This window comes from Acidimicrobiia bacterium (genome assembly GCA_041676705.1).
Classification (GTDB): domain Bacteria; phylum Actinomycetota; class Acidimicrobiia; order Acidimicrobiales; family SKKL01; genus Actinomarinicola.
In genome coordinates, this window is the sequence record JBAYRL010000002.1 from 38,231 (window position 1) to 54,088 (window position 15,858).

A 15,858-nucleotide genomic window follows, 5' to 3' on the forward strand; every position below is an offset into this window, starting at 1 on the left:
ACCGAGCTAATGAGGTTCGCTAGCGAAGATGGCGACCGCACACCGGCCATGGTGACGAGCCGCGCTGCCCGTAGAGCACTTGGGCTAGATGGTCTTGGCTAGCTGGGTCGGCTTGATCCGGTCGCACGCCGACCAAATCTCCACGGCCAGCGGAACGAGCAACTTCGTCCCAAGTGGCTTGGTGAAATTGGTAGGCCCCCGTGTAAAGACCTGAGGGGTTAATTGCACCGTAGTTGCCACCTGACTCACAGTTTCTGAGCGCGGCCCACTGCGCTGCGCTAGGACCAGCAGGGTTAGGCGCTGGTGGCGGCGGTGGCGGCGCTGTAGTGGTTGTAGTCGGAGGCGGAGGCGGCACCGTCGTCGTGGTGGTGGCGGCCGCTGCAGCCTGGGCCGCTTCTAGCTCGGCTTGTTGCCGCTCAGCCTCGATTCGCGCTTCGATAGCCAAAGAACGCAGCTCTTCGCCGTTAGACAACGTGGAGAGCAACAGTGGCGGTGCCACCTCATCGCTTGACAAAGTACCAATGGCACGGCCCGGCAATTCAGCACTTAGCGCTGCGGTGGCGGTGCCAACTTGGCGGTAAGAATTCGACTCGGCTTGTGCCTGATTGCCACCTGAGCTGATGTTGAACCACAACATCGGAGCTACGAGCACGGTACCCACCATGGTCAGCGCTATTTGCTTAGCACTACGTTTTGACGCCCCTTCGTGCTTTGTCACAAAGAAACCGTGGCGAGTTTTGCGATCGGCGCTAACCGATACAGACCCGGAGGTCTGGGTAGATTGATTCAGTAGAGAACCCTTACCTAGGCGGATACGTCACAACAAGCTAACGAGCTTGCGAAAGTAAACGGTGCAACCTTAGATACGGCCGTAACCAAATTGCAACCTCATGTGACTTTCAGATCATCCAACCTGTAGGCCGCCAAGGTGTTAGCATACGTCTCTTTTGCGACGACCGAAGCGGTGGTTCCACGGGCTTGCGCCAAGGCCTCACCCACCGCTGGTAACAGCATTGGTTTGTTCGGTTTACCTCGGTGCGGCACTGGCGCCAGATAAGGTGCGTCGGTTTCCACCAGGTAGCGGTCAGCCGGGCATAGCGCTGCCGCCTCTCTAACATCATGGGCATTCTTGAACGACACAATCCCGCTGAAAGAAAGATAGGCCCCGAGTGCCAGCGATCGTTCTGCCTCGGCAACGCCGCCGGTGAAACAGTGCATGATGGTACGTGGCGGCACACCTTCACCAACCAGAATGTCGAAGGTGTCATCCCACGCTTCCCGGGTGTGTACGACCAGCGTAAGGCCACTTTCGTGCGCCAACTGAATCTGGGCGGCAAATACTTTTTTTTGTGCAGTGCGCTCGGAATAGTTGTAGTGAAAGTCGAGTCCGCACTCGCCTACCGCCACCACTCGCTCGTGTTGTGTCAGCTCGGCAAGACCATCAATGCCTCCATCAGCGTCGTGGGGGTGCACCCCAGCGGTAGCCCAAACCGAATCGAAGCGCTCGGCGACAGTGATAGCGAGACGTGTGTTGGTGACATCGGTGCCCACGTTGATCAAAGTTTCTACACCAACGGCTCGGGCCTCGGCGATGGCCTGATCGGCCGTCTCAACGTCTAGGTGGCAATGGTTGTCAATCCAGCGCATAGCTATTCGCTGCTACTCGTTTGGTTTGATACGGGGGAAGAGACCGTCACCGGTTTGTAATGTAAGACCTCCGGGATACTGACCCCAGGTTGCTGCTGCTGGCAGTGTTTGCATCTCGGGCGTGCCGGTTAAGCCAATGCGTTGCCAAATAGCAGCCGAAGTTGTTGGAATTGCCGGAGTTGCCATGATGGCCACTACCCGAAGCGCTTCGAGCGCATTACCCAATACGGCTTCCACCTCGGGTCCGGGTTCGGCTTTCCAAGGTTCGTTGGCTTCTAGGTAGGCATTGGTTTCGTGCACAATGCGCCACGTTGCTTCTAGCGCTACCGACGGCGCAACGTTCGCCCAAGCACGTTCAGCGTCAACGTAAGCCGCGGCCACCACTGCGGCTAAAGGACTTGCCGGGTCGGGGGCTGGGCCCACACCTTGGCATTTGGTTTGCACCACTTTGGTGACCCTGGACAACAGGTTTCCTAGGTTGTTGGCCAGATCGGCGTTGTATCGGGCCACCATGCGTTCATGAGAGAAATCTCCGTCAGGTCCAAAAGGCGTATCGCGTAAGAGGTGATAGCGAAAACCGTCAACACCGAACTCTTCCACCAAACGAGAAGGAGCTATGTCGGTTAAACGTGCCGGTCCATGCACAGTTTTGGAAAGCTTCTCGCCACCCAAAAGCAAGAAACCGTGAACCGCAAAGTGTGGGAGTGGTTCAATCCCAGCCGCCATCAACATGGCGGGCCAATAAACACAGTGGAATCGCAAGATATCTTTGGCCAAGAGGTGGAGTGTGTGCGGCCACCATTTCGCAAATTTCTCGTCGTCGTCGCCGTAACCAACGGCGGTGGCATAGTTGATAAGCGCGTCATACCACACATAGAACACGTGGCCTGAAGCCCAAGGCACCGGAATGCCCCAATCAATAGAAGTACGTGTTACCGAAACGTCGCGCAGCCCTTGTCGCACCAAGCCCAAGGCTTCGGCTCGTTTCCCATCGGGAATCACAGCGTTTTGAGACGAGGTGAGCCATTCTTCTAAGCGTTCTTGGAAGGCCGAGAGCTTGAAGAAATAGTTCTCCTCGCTAAAGAATTCGACGGGCCGGTTGTGGATGGGGCAATTGCCATCGACTAGGTCGTCATCGTCGTAGTAGGCCTCACAAGCCACACAATAAAGGCCTTCGTACAAACCTTTTTCGATGTAGCCATTGTCGTAGGCGGCCTGCATTAGCGCCTGGACGGCCTTATGGTGGCGTGGCTCGCTGGTCCGAATGAAATCGTCATAGCTGATACCTAGCGAATCCCAAACCTCACGAAAACGAGCTGAGTTGTGGTCAGCTTGTTCCTGCGGTGTGACACCAGCTTCTTCGGCGGAGCGCTGCACCTTTAGGCCGTGCTCATCGGTACCGGTTAAGAAAAAGACCTCTTTGCCTAAAAGACGGTTCCAACGCGCCAACGAATCGGCAATGGTGGTGGTGTAAGCATGACCGATGTGAGGGGCATCGTTAACGTAATAAATCGGCGTAGTAACAAAGAAACGATCTGACACGCCTTCTAGCCTACGCCGGACGCGCCCTCACATTCGACGAGAGCGGAAACGACCGAGGACGATTTGGCGCGCGCTGTCAACTTCTTCTACCCCTAGCAACAGCAAACCAATGGCATAAACAGCACCACCAACTGGCACCGCCACCACGACCTGCCGCAGCACCGTGCCACCAATCATCTCAGCGCTCAGCCAGGCCGCAACCCCACAAGCAACCGCCGCGGCCAGCATCTTCAACAAGGGCCAGGCGTCTTCACCAAGGTTCAATCCACCCACCCGGCGACTTAGCGTCCAAAGAGTGAGCGAACCACCAATTAGATAAGCCAACGAATAGGCACCTGCCAGCCCCGCAACCCCGGCCAAAGCCACCAAAGGAATCGCCAGTACCACGTTCAGGCCATTTTCAACCAGGTTTAGGTAGAAAGGACGTTTGGTGTCTTTACGCGCATAAAAGGCACGCAAACCATAGAGGTAAACGGAAAACCCGATGAGACCAACCGAAAACGCAGCCAGCACCTTGGCGGTGGTGGCCGCTGAGGTGTCACCCAAGGGCAATAGTGCCACAATCTGAGGTGCTAAGGCGGTGTAACCAGCCGAGGCTGGCAAAATTACCAGGGCCATCAACCGCAAGCCCAGGTTGAAACGCTCGCGGAACGCTTCGGCGTCTTGGCGTTGGGCTGCGATCGTAAGCTCGGGCATAAAGGTGGTCATTATCGAAACTGCGAACAGCCCATGGGGAAGCTGAAAGAACGTGAAAGCCACGTTGTAGGCGGTTACATCACCCCCGATTTGGGCAGTAGCCAAGCCCAACACGATGTATAGGGCAACTTGGTTGGCAGCAACATAGCCCACCGTCCAGCCCGAAAGGCGAAGCACGGTTGTTACTGCCGGGTGCCGCCAATCAAGGTTGAGTCGAATGGGCACGCTCTGGCGGGCCAGCGAGGGCAACAGCGATAGCGCCATTGCTGCTACCCCGACGGTGGCCCCAGCACCCAGAATTAGTGTTACGCGGCCGTTGGTCACGGCCTCGAATAAGGCACCTTCACCCTTCATGCTGTGGCCCACAACGGTGGGCAAAGCGAACAACAATCCTGAAACAACCAGGTTGTTGAAAACCGGGGCATAGGCGGGGGCCGCGAAAGAGCGTCGAGAGTGCAACAATGCCGTAATTACGGTTATAAGTCCGTAGAACAGCACCTGTGGCATGAGGAAGCGCAACAAGGTGGTACCCACCTGGCGATAGGCCTCTACTTCGCCTGGTTCAGGGTTCGAAATGAAACCAGCAAAAATATTTATGACCCACGGCGCGGCAATAATTCCGATAGCCGTCACCACCACCAAAGCAGCCGCTGTCACCGAGATCACGGCCGAAGTGCCACCGTCTTCTTCTTCGGTGCGCTCGGTGAAAACCGGCACCAAAGTGGCCGAAAGAATTCCGCCAAGCAGCAGTTCGTAGGTGAGATTAGGCAGAGTGTTGGCGATGGTGAAGGCGTCAGTAAGCCGGGTTTGTCCTAAGGCATAAAGAAGCGCCACGACTCGCAACAAACCAGTAATGCGCGAGAGCGACGTGCCTACCGCCACTACGGCGCTAGAACGCACCAAAGCTGATCGGCTGGGCCCAGATTCTGTTGTGCCACCCGATGCGGTGGGATTAGCGGCCTCGGCCATGGCCTACCACTTTGGCGCAACAAAGCCAGCTACGAAAAGACGAAGCACCAAGCGCGCGCTTTATTGAAGGCTTGCATGAGACGCCGACTATCACTCGGTCACAGCGAAAGAGCTCGACTGTAGACCTCACGTTTCGAGACCTTCAGCTCTTTGGCGACCTCATTAGCAGCGTCACGTTTGGAAAGCCCGGCGTCTAGCCGTGACTTCAAAGATGCATCGATTTCATCTGAAGTGGCGGGCGCTTTGGGAAGAGCGCCCGCTACCACCAATACATATTCTCCACGAGGCGCAACGCTGTAGAGGTGTTCCACGGCCTCACCCAATGTGCCCCGCCAAGTTTCGTCATAAAGCTTGGTCAGTTCACGGGAGATTGATACTTGGCGCTGCGGTCCAAACGTGGCCACTAGATCGGCAATCGTTTGCGCCACCCGATGAGGAGATTCATAGAGAATTATCGTGCGCTCTTCAGTGGTCAAAGCTTCCAGCCGCTCGGCGCGAACCTTGCCTTTGCGGGGTAAAAACCCTTCAAACACAAAGCGACCAGCGTCTAAACCACTGGCGACTAGCGCCGTCACCGCAGCGGTTGGGCCTGGCACCACCTCAACGGTGTACCCGGCTTGAGCGACCGCTGCCACCAGCCTCTCGCCCGGGTCAGAAATTCCTGGCATGCCAGCATCGCTCACTAGGGCAATCTTTTGGCCTCTACTAAGCCGCTCCAAAAATGCGGGGATACGTTCGGTTTCGTTGTGCTCATTCAGGCTTTGCAGCTCTTTGGCAGCGACACCCACGGTTTTGAACAGTCGGCCACTGTGGCGGGTGTCTTCGGCGGCAATCAGATCCACCGCGTTCAGCACCTCGATGGCTCGCGGGCTCATGTCACCCACATTGCCAATCGGGGTTCCGACCAAAACTAGACGGCCATCACTCATCGGCGAATCTCGAGCTCATCGCCTACGGCTAGCTCCCACGAGGCGAAGGTTCCTGCTTCGGCCTCTACCACCGAGCGAGCTTTCCAATAGGGACGGGAGAGGCGGTTAGGCCGCATTTGCAGTACACGAATCACCACCTGATCAGCATCGAGAAATGCGACGTCAATACTAAAGCGCATACCAAAGGTGTGGACCGAACGGCATGGATGTATCCAAATAGCACCGCGGATTCCTCGCCGGCCTAACAAGCCTTTAAAACGGGCGCGGAAATTTTGGGCGACCTCGAGCGACGACAGAACCTCTTCATCACGTACCAGCCAAGACATCGCCGTTCACCGTTTCACCAAAAATCGCTCCACACCACAAAAGATACGACCTTAGAAACTGAAGCGACATTTGTCCATGGGTCAGGGTTCGGGTTGACGTCGAAGGCAGGGCTAAGAGTCCATGAACCCGTGTCGGCAAGGAAGCCGTGGTTTCGCAGATGGTTATCGGGCACGCTTCTTGGCTAGGCGACCCGCCCGCAGTCGACCAATGTCACTCTCAAGCGGATCAATAGCGTGGACGGTCTGGTCGAGCAGGCCCAAAGCACGCAAGACCTGGGCTACGTTACCAAAGCCCACACCTGGGTCGCCGGACTCAATCTTACGGAGGGTGTCGCGGGTGATGCCCGCTCGCTCGGACACCTGCTGCGCCGTCAGACCCAGGACCATACGCCACCCCCGCACATGCGTGCCGAAGGCGTTCATCTGCTCGTCGATACGGTAGCCAGCCATAGACCATCTTCCCCTTTATGACGATGACGCTAAGCTCAACATACCATTATGGCGATTATATTAGGCATAAACCTCTTGGCAGCTCTCCGCATCACATGCCGCCACGACCCGATCGACCGAGGGGTCACACGTTAAAGCGGATCTCCAGCACATCGCCGTCTTGGACCTCATAGTCTTTGCCTTCCACGCGAAGCTTGCCAGCTTCACGGGCTTTAGACCATGAACCCAACTCTAGAAGTTCATCCGAAGCGATCACTTCCGCCCGAATGAAACCTCGTTCAAAGTCGGTATGAATAACCCCAGCCGCCTGCGGAGCTTTCGATCCTGCCCGGAACGTCCAGGCGCGGGTCTCCTTTTCGCCGGTAGTAAAGAAGGTACGCAAACCCAAGGCGTGATATGCCGCCCGCACAAAACGTGGCAACGCACCCTCGCCCAAACCATAGGCATCAAGCATCTCTTGGCGTTCTTCGGCGTCAAGCAACGCTGCTTCCGCTTCCAGCTGGACGCAAGCCCCAATCACTTCGGCGCGGTCGCCCAACTCGGCTCGGATCGGTGCCACAATCTCCTCAACATCATCGAGGGCTTCCTCATCAACATTCACCACCGCCAGCACGGGTTTATTGGTCAAGAGAAACCACGGTCGTAACGCTTCACGGTGGGCAGCCGAAAGATCACTTCGATAGATCGGGGTGCCTTCTTCTAACACCACCAGGGCCGCTTCCAGCGCTTCTACTTCTTCTACCAAACTCTTATCAGCACGGGCAGCTTTACGGCGTTTCACAATCTGGTTCTCGACCGTTTCCAGGTCGGCCAGGGTCAGCTCAATTTCCACAATCCGCAAATGTTCAAGCGGATCGGCAGGCCCGGGTACATCGGGGTCGCTGAAGGCTCGCAGCACATACACAATGGCATCCGACTCGCGGATTCCGCCTAGAAAACGGTTGCCTAAGCCCTCACCTTTGCTAGCACCTTCCACCAACCCGCCAATATCGGTGAACTGCACACTGGCATGCACAATGGTTTTGGTATTGCTCATTCTGGCAAGCGCCAAAAGGCGATCATCAAAAACTTTGGCTACTCCCACGTTGGGATCGGTAGTGGCAAAAGCGTAAGGTGCTGCTAACGCCCCACCCCCAGCTAAAGCGTTATATAGCGATGATTTACCAGCGTTGGGCAAACCCACAAAGCCGAAACGTTCCATTGCCACCACACTAGTTGCGCTGCGTCACGGCCCTAACTTTGGCCGGTTCTTAAAGCGGAAGTGGTGTAATCCACCTAAGCGGCGCTACCATCTAGCGCCTATGTCAAAGAAGACTTCTAAGCGCAAAGTGAACGCCCGACGCAAGAAGGCAAACCACGGCCGCAAGCCCAATACCGGTCGCGGCTAAAGCTTCTTACCAATCATAATCCTTTGAGGTAGCAGGCCGAATGCCCTGGCACTTTAGAGTCGCGTCTTGTTCTTTCCAGCACGCGAACAACCGCAAGCGTGAATCGCAACCGCCGCCAGAGGGCCGCCCAATCCCCTAAGCTCTCATCGCGCCAGTCGCGATGCGATAACGCCCCACGGTGGGGCATTCCACGTCCAAGGAGGAACTGCGTGCGCAGACACCTAAAGGGAGTACGCCTGCTAATAGCGCTACTAGCCATTTTTGGTTTGGTAGCCGCGGCTTGTAGCAGTGACGACGACAAGTCGTCTAACGACAACACCAGCACTACCGCAGGCAGCGGCGATAGCAACGGCGACGACAAGGCCGACGGCTCCGACATTCGAGTAGGCATGGTCTACGACGTGGGCGGTCGTGGTGACCTCTCCTTCAACGACGCTGCCTATGCCGGGTTGGCGAAAGCCGAAGCCGACTTCGGGATCGAAGCTAAAGACCTCGAGCCGAAAGCAGGCGGCGAAGACCGCGCCGAGCTGCTGCGTCTACTGGCCGACGAGGGCTACGACTATATCGTGGCCGTTGGTTTCGCTTTCGAAGACACTGTCAAAGACATCGCACCGGATTACCCTGACACCATTTTCGCCGTAGTCGACGGTGCCGTCGAAGAGCCGAACGTAAAATCACTGCTCTTTGCGGAAGAGGAAGGCTCGTTCTTAGTGGGTGCCGCCGCTGCCCTCACCAGTGAAACCGGTCATGTGGGTTACATCGGTGGCGTTGAGTTGCCTCTGATTCAAAAGTTTGAAGCAGGATTCGTGGCCGGGGCCCGTGAGGTAAACCCCGACATCAAGATCGATGTTACCTACATCACCCAACCTCCAGATTTCGGTGGCTTCAACGACCCCGCTCGCGCCAGTGAAATTGCCAGCTCGATGTTTGAAGATGGTGCCGATGTGATCTACCACGCCGCTGGCGGTTCTGGCGGTGGACTTTTCGAAGCTGCATACAGCCTGGGCGATGTTTGGGCGATCGGCGTTGACTCTGACCAGTATCTAACGGTTGACGCTCCTCAGAACGAGCGCATCCTGACCTCGATGCTGAAGAAGGTCGACGTGGCGGTTTATGCCGCCATCGAGGCTTTTGTCAACGGTGACCACTCTGGTGGGACTATGGTTTACAGCCTTGAAGATGGCGGTGTGGACTATTCCACGTCAGGTGATTTCATTACCGATATCATCGATCAGCTAGAAGAGCTGAAAGCCAAAATTGTTGATGGCAGCATCACCGTACCGTCAACGCCCTAACCGCTAAGGTTTTGATGTGTCCGCAGCCACTAATGCTGTAGAGCTGCGGGGAATCACTAAACGCTTCCCCGGGGTTATTGCCAATAACAATGTCAACCTGGCTGTAACCCCAGGGGAGATACACGCCGTCGTCGGTGAAAACGGCGCTGGTAAATCAACCCTCATGAAAATCCTGTATGGCATGCAGGCCCCAGACGAGGGTGAAATATTTGTGGACGGCACCGCCCAACGATTCCGTTCACCAACCGATGCCATAGCAGCGGGCATTGGCATGGTCCATCAACACTTCATGTTGGCCGACAACTTCACCGTGGCCGAAAACATTATCTTGGGTGATGAACCCACCCGAGGACCGGTCTTAAACCTCAAAGCAGCCCGCCAAAAAATCCGTCAATTGGCAGCTACCTATGGTTTCAACTTGAACCCCAACGCCTTGGTAGAAACTCTGGGTGTAGGTGACCGTCAACGAGTAGAGATTTTGAAGGTTCTCTATCGCGGTGCCCGGGTGCTGATTTTGGATGAACCAACGGCCGTGTTGGTGCCCCAGGAAGTAACCGAACTTTTCGAGAACCTACGAGTTCTAGTCGATGAGGGCGTAACCGTCATCTTCATAAGCCACAAACTCGATGAGGTGCTCAGCATTGCTAATACCGTGACCGTGATTCGTGCGGGTACCACGGTCACCTCGGTGCCAGCAGCGTCTGTCAACGCCCACCAGCTGGCCGAATTGATGGTGGGGGCCGAGCTGCCGACCCCGGAACGAGGCAAAAGCACCGTTACCGAGCACCAGTGCCTCGCCCTTAATAACATTCGCGTGGTTGCCCCAGATGGCCGTCAGCTGCTCAAGGATGTGTCGATGACGGTGAACAGCGGTGAGATTGTGGGGATTGCCGGGGTTGAAGGCAACGGCCAAAGCGAGCTAATCAGCGCCATTTTGGGCTTGGAACCCATTGTGGGCGGCGACATCGTCTTAGAAGGAGAATCGATCGCCGCGCTTTCCACCCGGGCTCGCCGACATCGTGGTATTGGCTACATTCCGCAAGATCGCCATCGTGAAGGTCTGCTTCTAGAAGCACCGCTGTGGGAAAACGCCATGCTTGGGCACCACCACAAAGAACCATTTTCAAAGGGTTGGTGGATCAATGCGGCGGGGGCCAAAGAACGTACCGAGAACATCGTGCGCACCTTCGATGTGCGTACCCCGAGCGTTGATGTAGCCGCCTACGCGCTTTCCGGTGGTAACCAACAGAAACTGATTGTGGGTCGCGAAATGAGCGCTGACCCAACGTTACTGATAGCAGCACACCCCACCCGCGGCATTGATGTTGGCGCGCAGGCCGCGATCTGGGAAGAACTCCGGGTGGCACGCAGCCAAGGTCTAGCGGTGCTGCTTATCTCGGCTGATCTGGAAGAACTTTTGGGGCTATCCGACAAATTGTTGGTGATCTATAGCGGTGCCATTGTGGCCGAGCTGGACCCGGCCGAGGTCACGCCAGAAATTTTGGGTTCTTACATGACTGGCGTCAGAAACGAAAGACCAGCCTCATGATCAGGCGAGCCGCGGTAGCAGTGGTGGCACCTGCCTTGGCCATTGTGTTGGCTTTGGCCATCTCATCACTTTTTTTGTTGCTGGCAGGAGTTTCCCCTGCCGAGGCGTACAGCTCAATGTGGAGCTACGGCACTCAATCTGACTCGTTGGTTTCCACGGTCAACCGGGCCATCCCCCTTTATATTTCGGCACTAGCCGTAGCGCTTGGTTTCAAAATGGGTCTCTTCAACATCGGTGTCGAGGGCCAATATCGTATTGCTGCCGTTGTCTCTGCCGGGTTAGGAGCCAAGTTGTCGCTACCCGGTCCGCTGCATGTTGGCGCGATCTTGGTGATTGCGGTGGTGGTTGGCATGATGTGGGTGCTGATCCCCGCGGTGCTACGCATCACTCGTGGGGTCCACGAAGTGATTGCCACCATCATGATGAACGCCATTTCATTTGGTATCACCGCCTGGCTCTTAACCGGACCACTTCAAGGTAAAACCAGTGGAACTAGCCTCATCCTTGGTACTGACCGGCTACCGGCCTCGGCTCATTTCCCAAACCTGAACCGATTGGTAGAGCTCTTTGGTGTGGAGCTCCGACGAGGCTCCAACCTAGATGGCTTCTTAATCATCGCCGTTTTGCTAGGAATTGGCTATCACTTGTTAGTTAATAAAACTCGCTTCGGCTACGAGTTGCGAGCCACCGGGTACAACCCCATCGCCACACGAGTTGCCGGCGTTAATTCGAATGCCACCATTCTAAAAACACTGTTGCTCTCGGGTGGGGTGGCCGGTTTGATTGGGATGGCGTACCTGCTTGGCTCTTCTCCGTACCGCTATGACACTGGCTTTCCCCAGCAATACGGTTTCACGGGAATTGCGGTGGCCTTGCTTGGTCGAAACCACCCGGTTGGCATTGCATTCGGAGCGCTGCTTTTTGGTTTCATGGACCGCTCGTCACAAATTTTGGATCTACACAACATTCCAAAAGAGATTGTGGTGATCATGCAGGGCGTCATTGTGATATCGGTGGTAATCGCCTACGAACTAGTGCGGCGCTACCGACAGATCCAAGAAGAAAAAGCTGTTAGCCGGGAACCAGTAATGGCAGGCGTGGAGGCAGCATCGTCGTGAGCTTGGCTGAACCTTCTCTACCATCAGGCACTACGGAAACAGTCACACCGAGGCGCGCCGTCGCTCCCCTACGTCGCCTCCAGGAGATGCCCGCTCGGCAGCGAGCCTTCGTCTATGCCATTGGCGCTATTTTGCTTCTGTCGCTGACCCGAGTTCTCTCTGACGCCCATCAACTCACCTCGCCCGGCACCTCGGGTGCAGCTCTGCGACTGGCGGTACCTCTTGGAATGGCCGCCTTAGGGGGCGTGTTTTCCGAGCGGGCTGGGGTAGTCAATATTGGGCTAGAGGGCATGATGATTTTGGGCACCTGGTTTGGCGCTTGGGGCGCTTGGCAGTTCGGCCCTTGGCAGGGTATTGCTCTGGGTATTTTGGGCGGTGCCATCGGCGGGCTGATTCATGCCATTGCCACCGTGTCATTCGGAGTTGACCAGATCATTTCAGGCGTAGCCATCAACATTTTAGGTCTTGGGGTGGCACGATATTTGTCAGTAATTACCTACACCGCTGGCACCGGTGGCGGCGCAACTCAATCGCCTCAAATAACGCAGAAAATTTCTACGGTGAACCTGCCGTTTTTCGCGGGCGGCGAGCTTCTCGGTTGGAAATCACCCAATATTTTAGGTTGGTTAGACCGACAAGACTGGTTTTTTGTGTCAGATGTGGGCGGACTTCTCCAAGGTTTAACCTCCAACTTGTCGCTGGTAACTGTTTTAGCGATGGTGCTATTTCCAGCTTCCACCTGGCTCCTTTGGAAAACCAGGTTTGGATTGCGGCTTCGCTCGGTCGGTGAAAACCCCACGGCGGCCGAGTCGTTGGGCATCGCTGTGTACCGGGTGAAATACGTTGCGGTTGTGATTTCAGGCGCCTTCGCTGGTTTAGGTGGAGCGTATCTGTCATTGGTGGCCTCTAACATCTACCGGGAAGGCCAGACCAACGGCCGTGGTTTTATCGGTTTGGCGGCCATGATTTTCGGCAACTGGAAACCCTATGGCGCCGCGGTCGGTTCAGGCTTATTCGGATTCGCCGACGCTTTACAGCTTCGCAACGCAAAAGCAGTGCACGCCTTATTACTTTTGGTGGCCATGGTGGCATTAGTTTTCGCGATCAAGGCCTTGTTAGAAGGCCGATTGCGCCAAGGTCTGTTTTCACTCTTAGCGGCCATAGTCTTTGGCCTGTGGTATCTCACCTCGGAAGAGGTACCCTCACAGTTCACGAGTTTCACGCCGCACGTGGTGACACTGTTGGTCCTGGCTTTTGCCACTCAACGGCTACGTCCACCCGCCAAAGTTGGCGAACCCTATCGACGTGGTGAGGCCCATTAATGACAGCCTTTGATGTTGTTGACATTATTCGCCACAAGCGCGACGGTCACCGGCTAGCCGATGAGGCCATCGACTGGTTCATTTATGCTTACACCAATGGTGAAGTGGCCGATGAGCAGGCAGCAGCCTTGTTGATGGCCATTGTTTGGCGGGGCTTGAGCTCATCTGAGCTAGCGCGCTGGACCGACGCCATGATCCGCTCGGGTGAACGCCTCGACCTCTCGGCAGTCAAACGACCCACGGTTGATAAGCACTCAACCGGCGGGGTGGGCGACAAGATCTCATTGATTCTGTGTCCGTTGGTGGCGGCTTGTGGTGCGGCGGTGCCGCAACTATCAGGCCGAGGCTTGGGCCATACCGGCGGCACGCTCGACAAGTTAGAGTCGATTTCGGGCTGGCAAGCTCACCTCTCAAACCCCGATTTGGTAGAAATTCTGAATCGAGTTGGGGCTGTGATCGCCGGGGCCAGCGCCACGCTGGCACCGGCCGACCGCAAACTTTACGCCTTGCGCGATGTTACAGGTACGGTGGAATCTATCCCTCTCATTGCCTCATCGATTATGAGCAAGAAAATCGCTGAGGGTACCGAATCGCTGGTGCTGGATGTAAAAACCGGTTTCGGTGCTTTCATGGCAGAAGAAGCCGACGCCATAGAGTTGGCGCGAACCATGGTCGAGCTGGGCAAGGCCCACGGTGTGCGAACCCGTGCGTTGGTGACCAACATGGACGTTCCCTTGGGCCTAACCGCTGGCAACGCCCTCGAAGTTCAAGAATCTATTGAGGTGCTACAAGGCGGTGGTCCGCCGGACGTGGTCGAGTTAACGGTCGCCTTGGCCGAAGCAATGGTGGCACTAGCCGGTCTCAATGTGAATCCACGCGACGTTCTAGCCAGTGGAAAAGCTTACGAAGTTTGGGAAGCCATGATCGCGGCACAAGGGGGTAATCCCCATGCGGCTCTACCCGTAGCTCCCCACGTCGAAACTATTACTGCCCAAACCTCAGGGGTGCTACAGCACTTGAATGCCCGTGATGTGGGGGTAGCTGCTTGGCGGCTAGGGGCCGGTCGAGCCCGCAAGGAAGACCCTGTTTCAGCAGTAGCAGGGGTGGTTTTGAAGGCCAAGGTAGGTGATGAAGTTAAGATTGGTGACGTACTTTTCGAGCTTCATACAGACAAGCCTGCCCGTTTTGTGAGTGCCAAAGCAGCCCTGGACGCTGCAGTGCATATTGGCAAAGAACAGGTTGCTATGCGACCGTTGGTGATCGCCGAGATTTCTTGAACAATGTCTGACCCGCACCCAAGTATTAACACCAATGCTCTCTTGGTGGCGGCCCGCCAAGCGGCAAAACAGGCTTATGTCCCCTATTCATCATTTCGAGTGGGAGCAGCCGTGCTCTGTCGCGATGGCACGGTGGTCGGCGGGTGCAACGTAGAGAACGCCAGCTATGGACTTTCGAATTGTGCCGAGCGTACGGCCCTCTTCACAGCGATTGCCCAGGGCCAAAAGAACTTGGTGGCGCTAGCCGTTTCATGCGTCGATGGCGATATGAATCAACCCGCCACGCTGATGCCCTGCGGCGCTTGTCGTCAGGTTATGAATGAGCTTTTACCTGCCGATGCGCTTGTGCTGGTTGACCAGGTAGGAAGTTTCAAACTCGGGGAGCTTTTGCCCCGTCCCTTCACCTTGTAGGTCGGGTCATCGACATTACTCATCGATGGTGCGCCAAACACCGTGCACAGGTAGTTCCCATCTAGCATGGGGGCATGAGTTTAACTGCCGAACAAGTAGCTTCATTTGAACGCGACGGTTATCTGATAATCGAAAACTTTGTTTCACCCGAGACCACCCAGTCGCTAATAGAGCGTGCCACACAACTAGTCAACCGATTCGACCCCGACACCACTGATGTTGCCTCAATTTTCTCGACTCGGAATCAAGCTCAAACCACGGATGAATATTTCCTAGATTCTGCCGACAAAATCTCGTTCTTTTTTGAAGAAGAAGCCTTCGACGAAACCGGCCAGCTTCGTCAGGCCAAAGCACTTTCTATCAACAAAATTGGTCATGCGATGCACGACCTCGACCCGGTCTTTGAACCATTTTCACATTCGGCCGATTTAGGTGCGATTGCCGCCGGCTTGGGCATGGTCGACCCGGCAGTTCTGCAATCGATGTATATCTTCAAACAGCCCAACATTGGTGGCGAAGTCGTTTGCCACACCGATCACACTTTCTTGTGGACTGAACCAGTATCAGTTATCGGTTTTTGGTTCGCGCTCGAAGACGCTACTGAAGAGAACGGGTGCATGTACGCGCTGCCGGGTGGCCACCATATACCGGCTAAGAAACGCTTTGTTCGCCACGACGACAACTCCACCGAACTAGTGGTGCTAGACGAAAACGACTACACGCTCGACGGTTTGGTTCCTCTTGACGTGCCTGCCGGAACGCTGATTGTGCTGCACGGGTTGTTGCCACATCTTTCGGGGGCCAACCGCTCACCGAATTCTCGTCACGCCTACACCTTGCATGTAATCGACCAGGCTGCTCATTACGCCGAAAACAATTGGTTGCAGCGGCCAAACCTTCCGGTTCGAGGTTTTGACCAGAACTGAAACGAAAAGCCCT

The 15,858-nt window shown here is 55.9% G+C and carries 15 protein-coding genes and 1 pseudogene; 7 read left to right on the forward strand and 9 right to left on the reverse strand.

Going from position 1 to position 15,858, the window contains the following annotated elements:
- Positions 1-19 precede the first annotated feature (19 nt).
- From WC184_03675 to ychF, 9 genes and pseudogenes are all read right to left on the reverse strand, one after another.
- Entirely contained in the window at positions 20-718 is a 699-nt protein-coding gene (locus WC184_03675; protein ID MFA7476977.1) for a transglycosylase family protein, read from the reverse strand.
- A 170-nt stretch (positions 719-888) separates the two neighbouring features.
- Positions 889-1,647: a TatD family hydrolase gene (locus tag WC184_03680; protein ID MFA7476978.1), complete on the reverse strand. Its 759-nt coding sequence runs from the start codon at positions 1,645-1,647 to the stop codon at positions 889-891.
- Between the two features lie 12 nt (positions 1,648-1,659).
- Positions 1,660-3,189 (reverse strand): methionine--tRNA ligase, encoded by a 1,530-nt coding sequence (gene metG, locus WC184_03685; protein MFA7476979.1) that lies wholly within the window; start codon positions 3,187-3,189, stop codon positions 1,660-1,662.
- 27 nt (positions 3,190-3,216) lie between these two features.
- A complete protein-coding gene (gene murJ, locus WC184_03690) occupies positions 3,217-4,854 on the reverse strand; it encodes a murein biosynthesis integral membrane protein MurJ (GenBank protein MFA7476980.1) in 1,638 nt (545 codons plus the stop codon).
- A gap of 98 nt (positions 4,855-4,952) precedes the next feature.
- Positions 4,953-5,783: a 16S rRNA (cytidine(1402)-2'-O)-methyltransferase gene (rsmI, locus tag WC184_03695; protein ID MFA7476981.1), complete on the reverse strand. Its 831-nt coding sequence runs from the start codon at positions 5,781-5,783 to the stop codon at positions 4,953-4,955.
- Positions 5,780-6,109, reverse strand: a complete 330-nt coding sequence (locus tag WC184_03700) for a DUF192 domain-containing protein (GenBank protein MFA7476982.1) — start codon at positions 6,107-6,109, stop codon at positions 5,780-5,782. Before WC184_03700 ends, rsmI begins: the two co-directional genes overlap by 4 nt.
- A gap of 77 nt (positions 6,110-6,186) precedes the next feature.
- Positions 6,187-6,276: pseudogene (locus WC184_03705) on the reverse strand (HipA domain-containing protein).
- Entirely contained in the window at positions 6,272-6,559 is a 288-nt protein-coding gene (locus WC184_03710; GenBank protein MFA7476983.1) for a helix-turn-helix domain-containing protein, read from the reverse strand. The pseudogene WC184_03705 and the gene WC184_03710 overlap by 5 nt, the downstream one beginning before the upstream one ends.
- Positions 6,560-6,683: 124 nt before the next feature.
- Positions 6,684-7,760: a redox-regulated ATPase YchF gene (ychF, locus tag WC184_03715; GenBank protein MFA7476984.1), complete on the reverse strand. Its 1,077-nt coding sequence runs from the start codon at positions 7,758-7,760 to the stop codon at positions 6,684-6,686.
- Positions 7,761-8,156: 396 nt separating this feature from the next.
- Between ychF and WC184_03720 the strand changes: the two genes are divergently transcribed.
- The 7 genes from WC184_03720 (at position 8,157) to WC184_03750 (ending at position 15,845) form a co-directional block, all read left to right on the forward strand.
- Entirely contained in the window at positions 8,157-9,242 is a 1,086-nt protein-coding gene (locus WC184_03720; GenBank protein ID MFA7476985.1) for a BMP family ABC transporter substrate-binding protein, read from the forward strand.
- Positions 9,243-9,258: 16 nt separating this feature from the next.
- Positions 9,259-10,791, forward strand: coding sequence for an ABC transporter ATP-binding protein (locus WC184_03725; protein ID MFA7476986.1), 1,533 nt, complete (start codon positions 9,259-9,261; stop codon positions 10,789-10,791).
- A complete protein-coding gene (locus WC184_03730) occupies positions 10,788-11,909 on the forward strand; it encodes an ABC transporter permease (protein MFA7476987.1) in 1,122 nt (373 codons plus the stop codon). Before WC184_03725 ends, WC184_03730 begins: the two co-directional genes overlap by 4 nt.
- A gap of 2 nt (positions 11,910-11,911) precedes the next feature.
- Positions 11,912-13,231: an ABC transporter permease gene (locus WC184_03735; GenBank protein MFA7476988.1), complete on the forward strand. Its 1,320-nt coding sequence runs from the start codon at positions 11,912-11,914 to the stop codon at positions 13,229-13,231.
- Positions 13,231-14,508 (forward strand): thymidine phosphorylase, encoded by a 1,278-nt coding sequence (locus WC184_03740; GenBank protein ID MFA7476989.1) that lies wholly within the window; start codon positions 13,231-13,233, stop codon positions 14,506-14,508. Before WC184_03735 ends, WC184_03740 begins: the two co-directional genes overlap by 1 nt.
- Positions 14,509-14,532: 24 nt before the next feature.
- A complete protein-coding gene (locus WC184_03745; protein ID MFA7476990.1) occupies positions 14,533-14,919 on the forward strand; it encodes a cytidine deaminase in 387 nt (128 codons plus the stop codon).
- 74 nt (positions 14,920-14,993) lie between these two features.
- Complete coding sequence (locus WC184_03750) at positions 14,994-15,845, forward strand: phytanoyl-CoA dioxygenase family protein (GenBank protein MFA7476991.1); 852 nt, start codon at positions 14,994-14,996, stop codon at positions 15,843-15,845.
- Positions 15,846-15,858 lie beyond the last annotated feature (13 nt).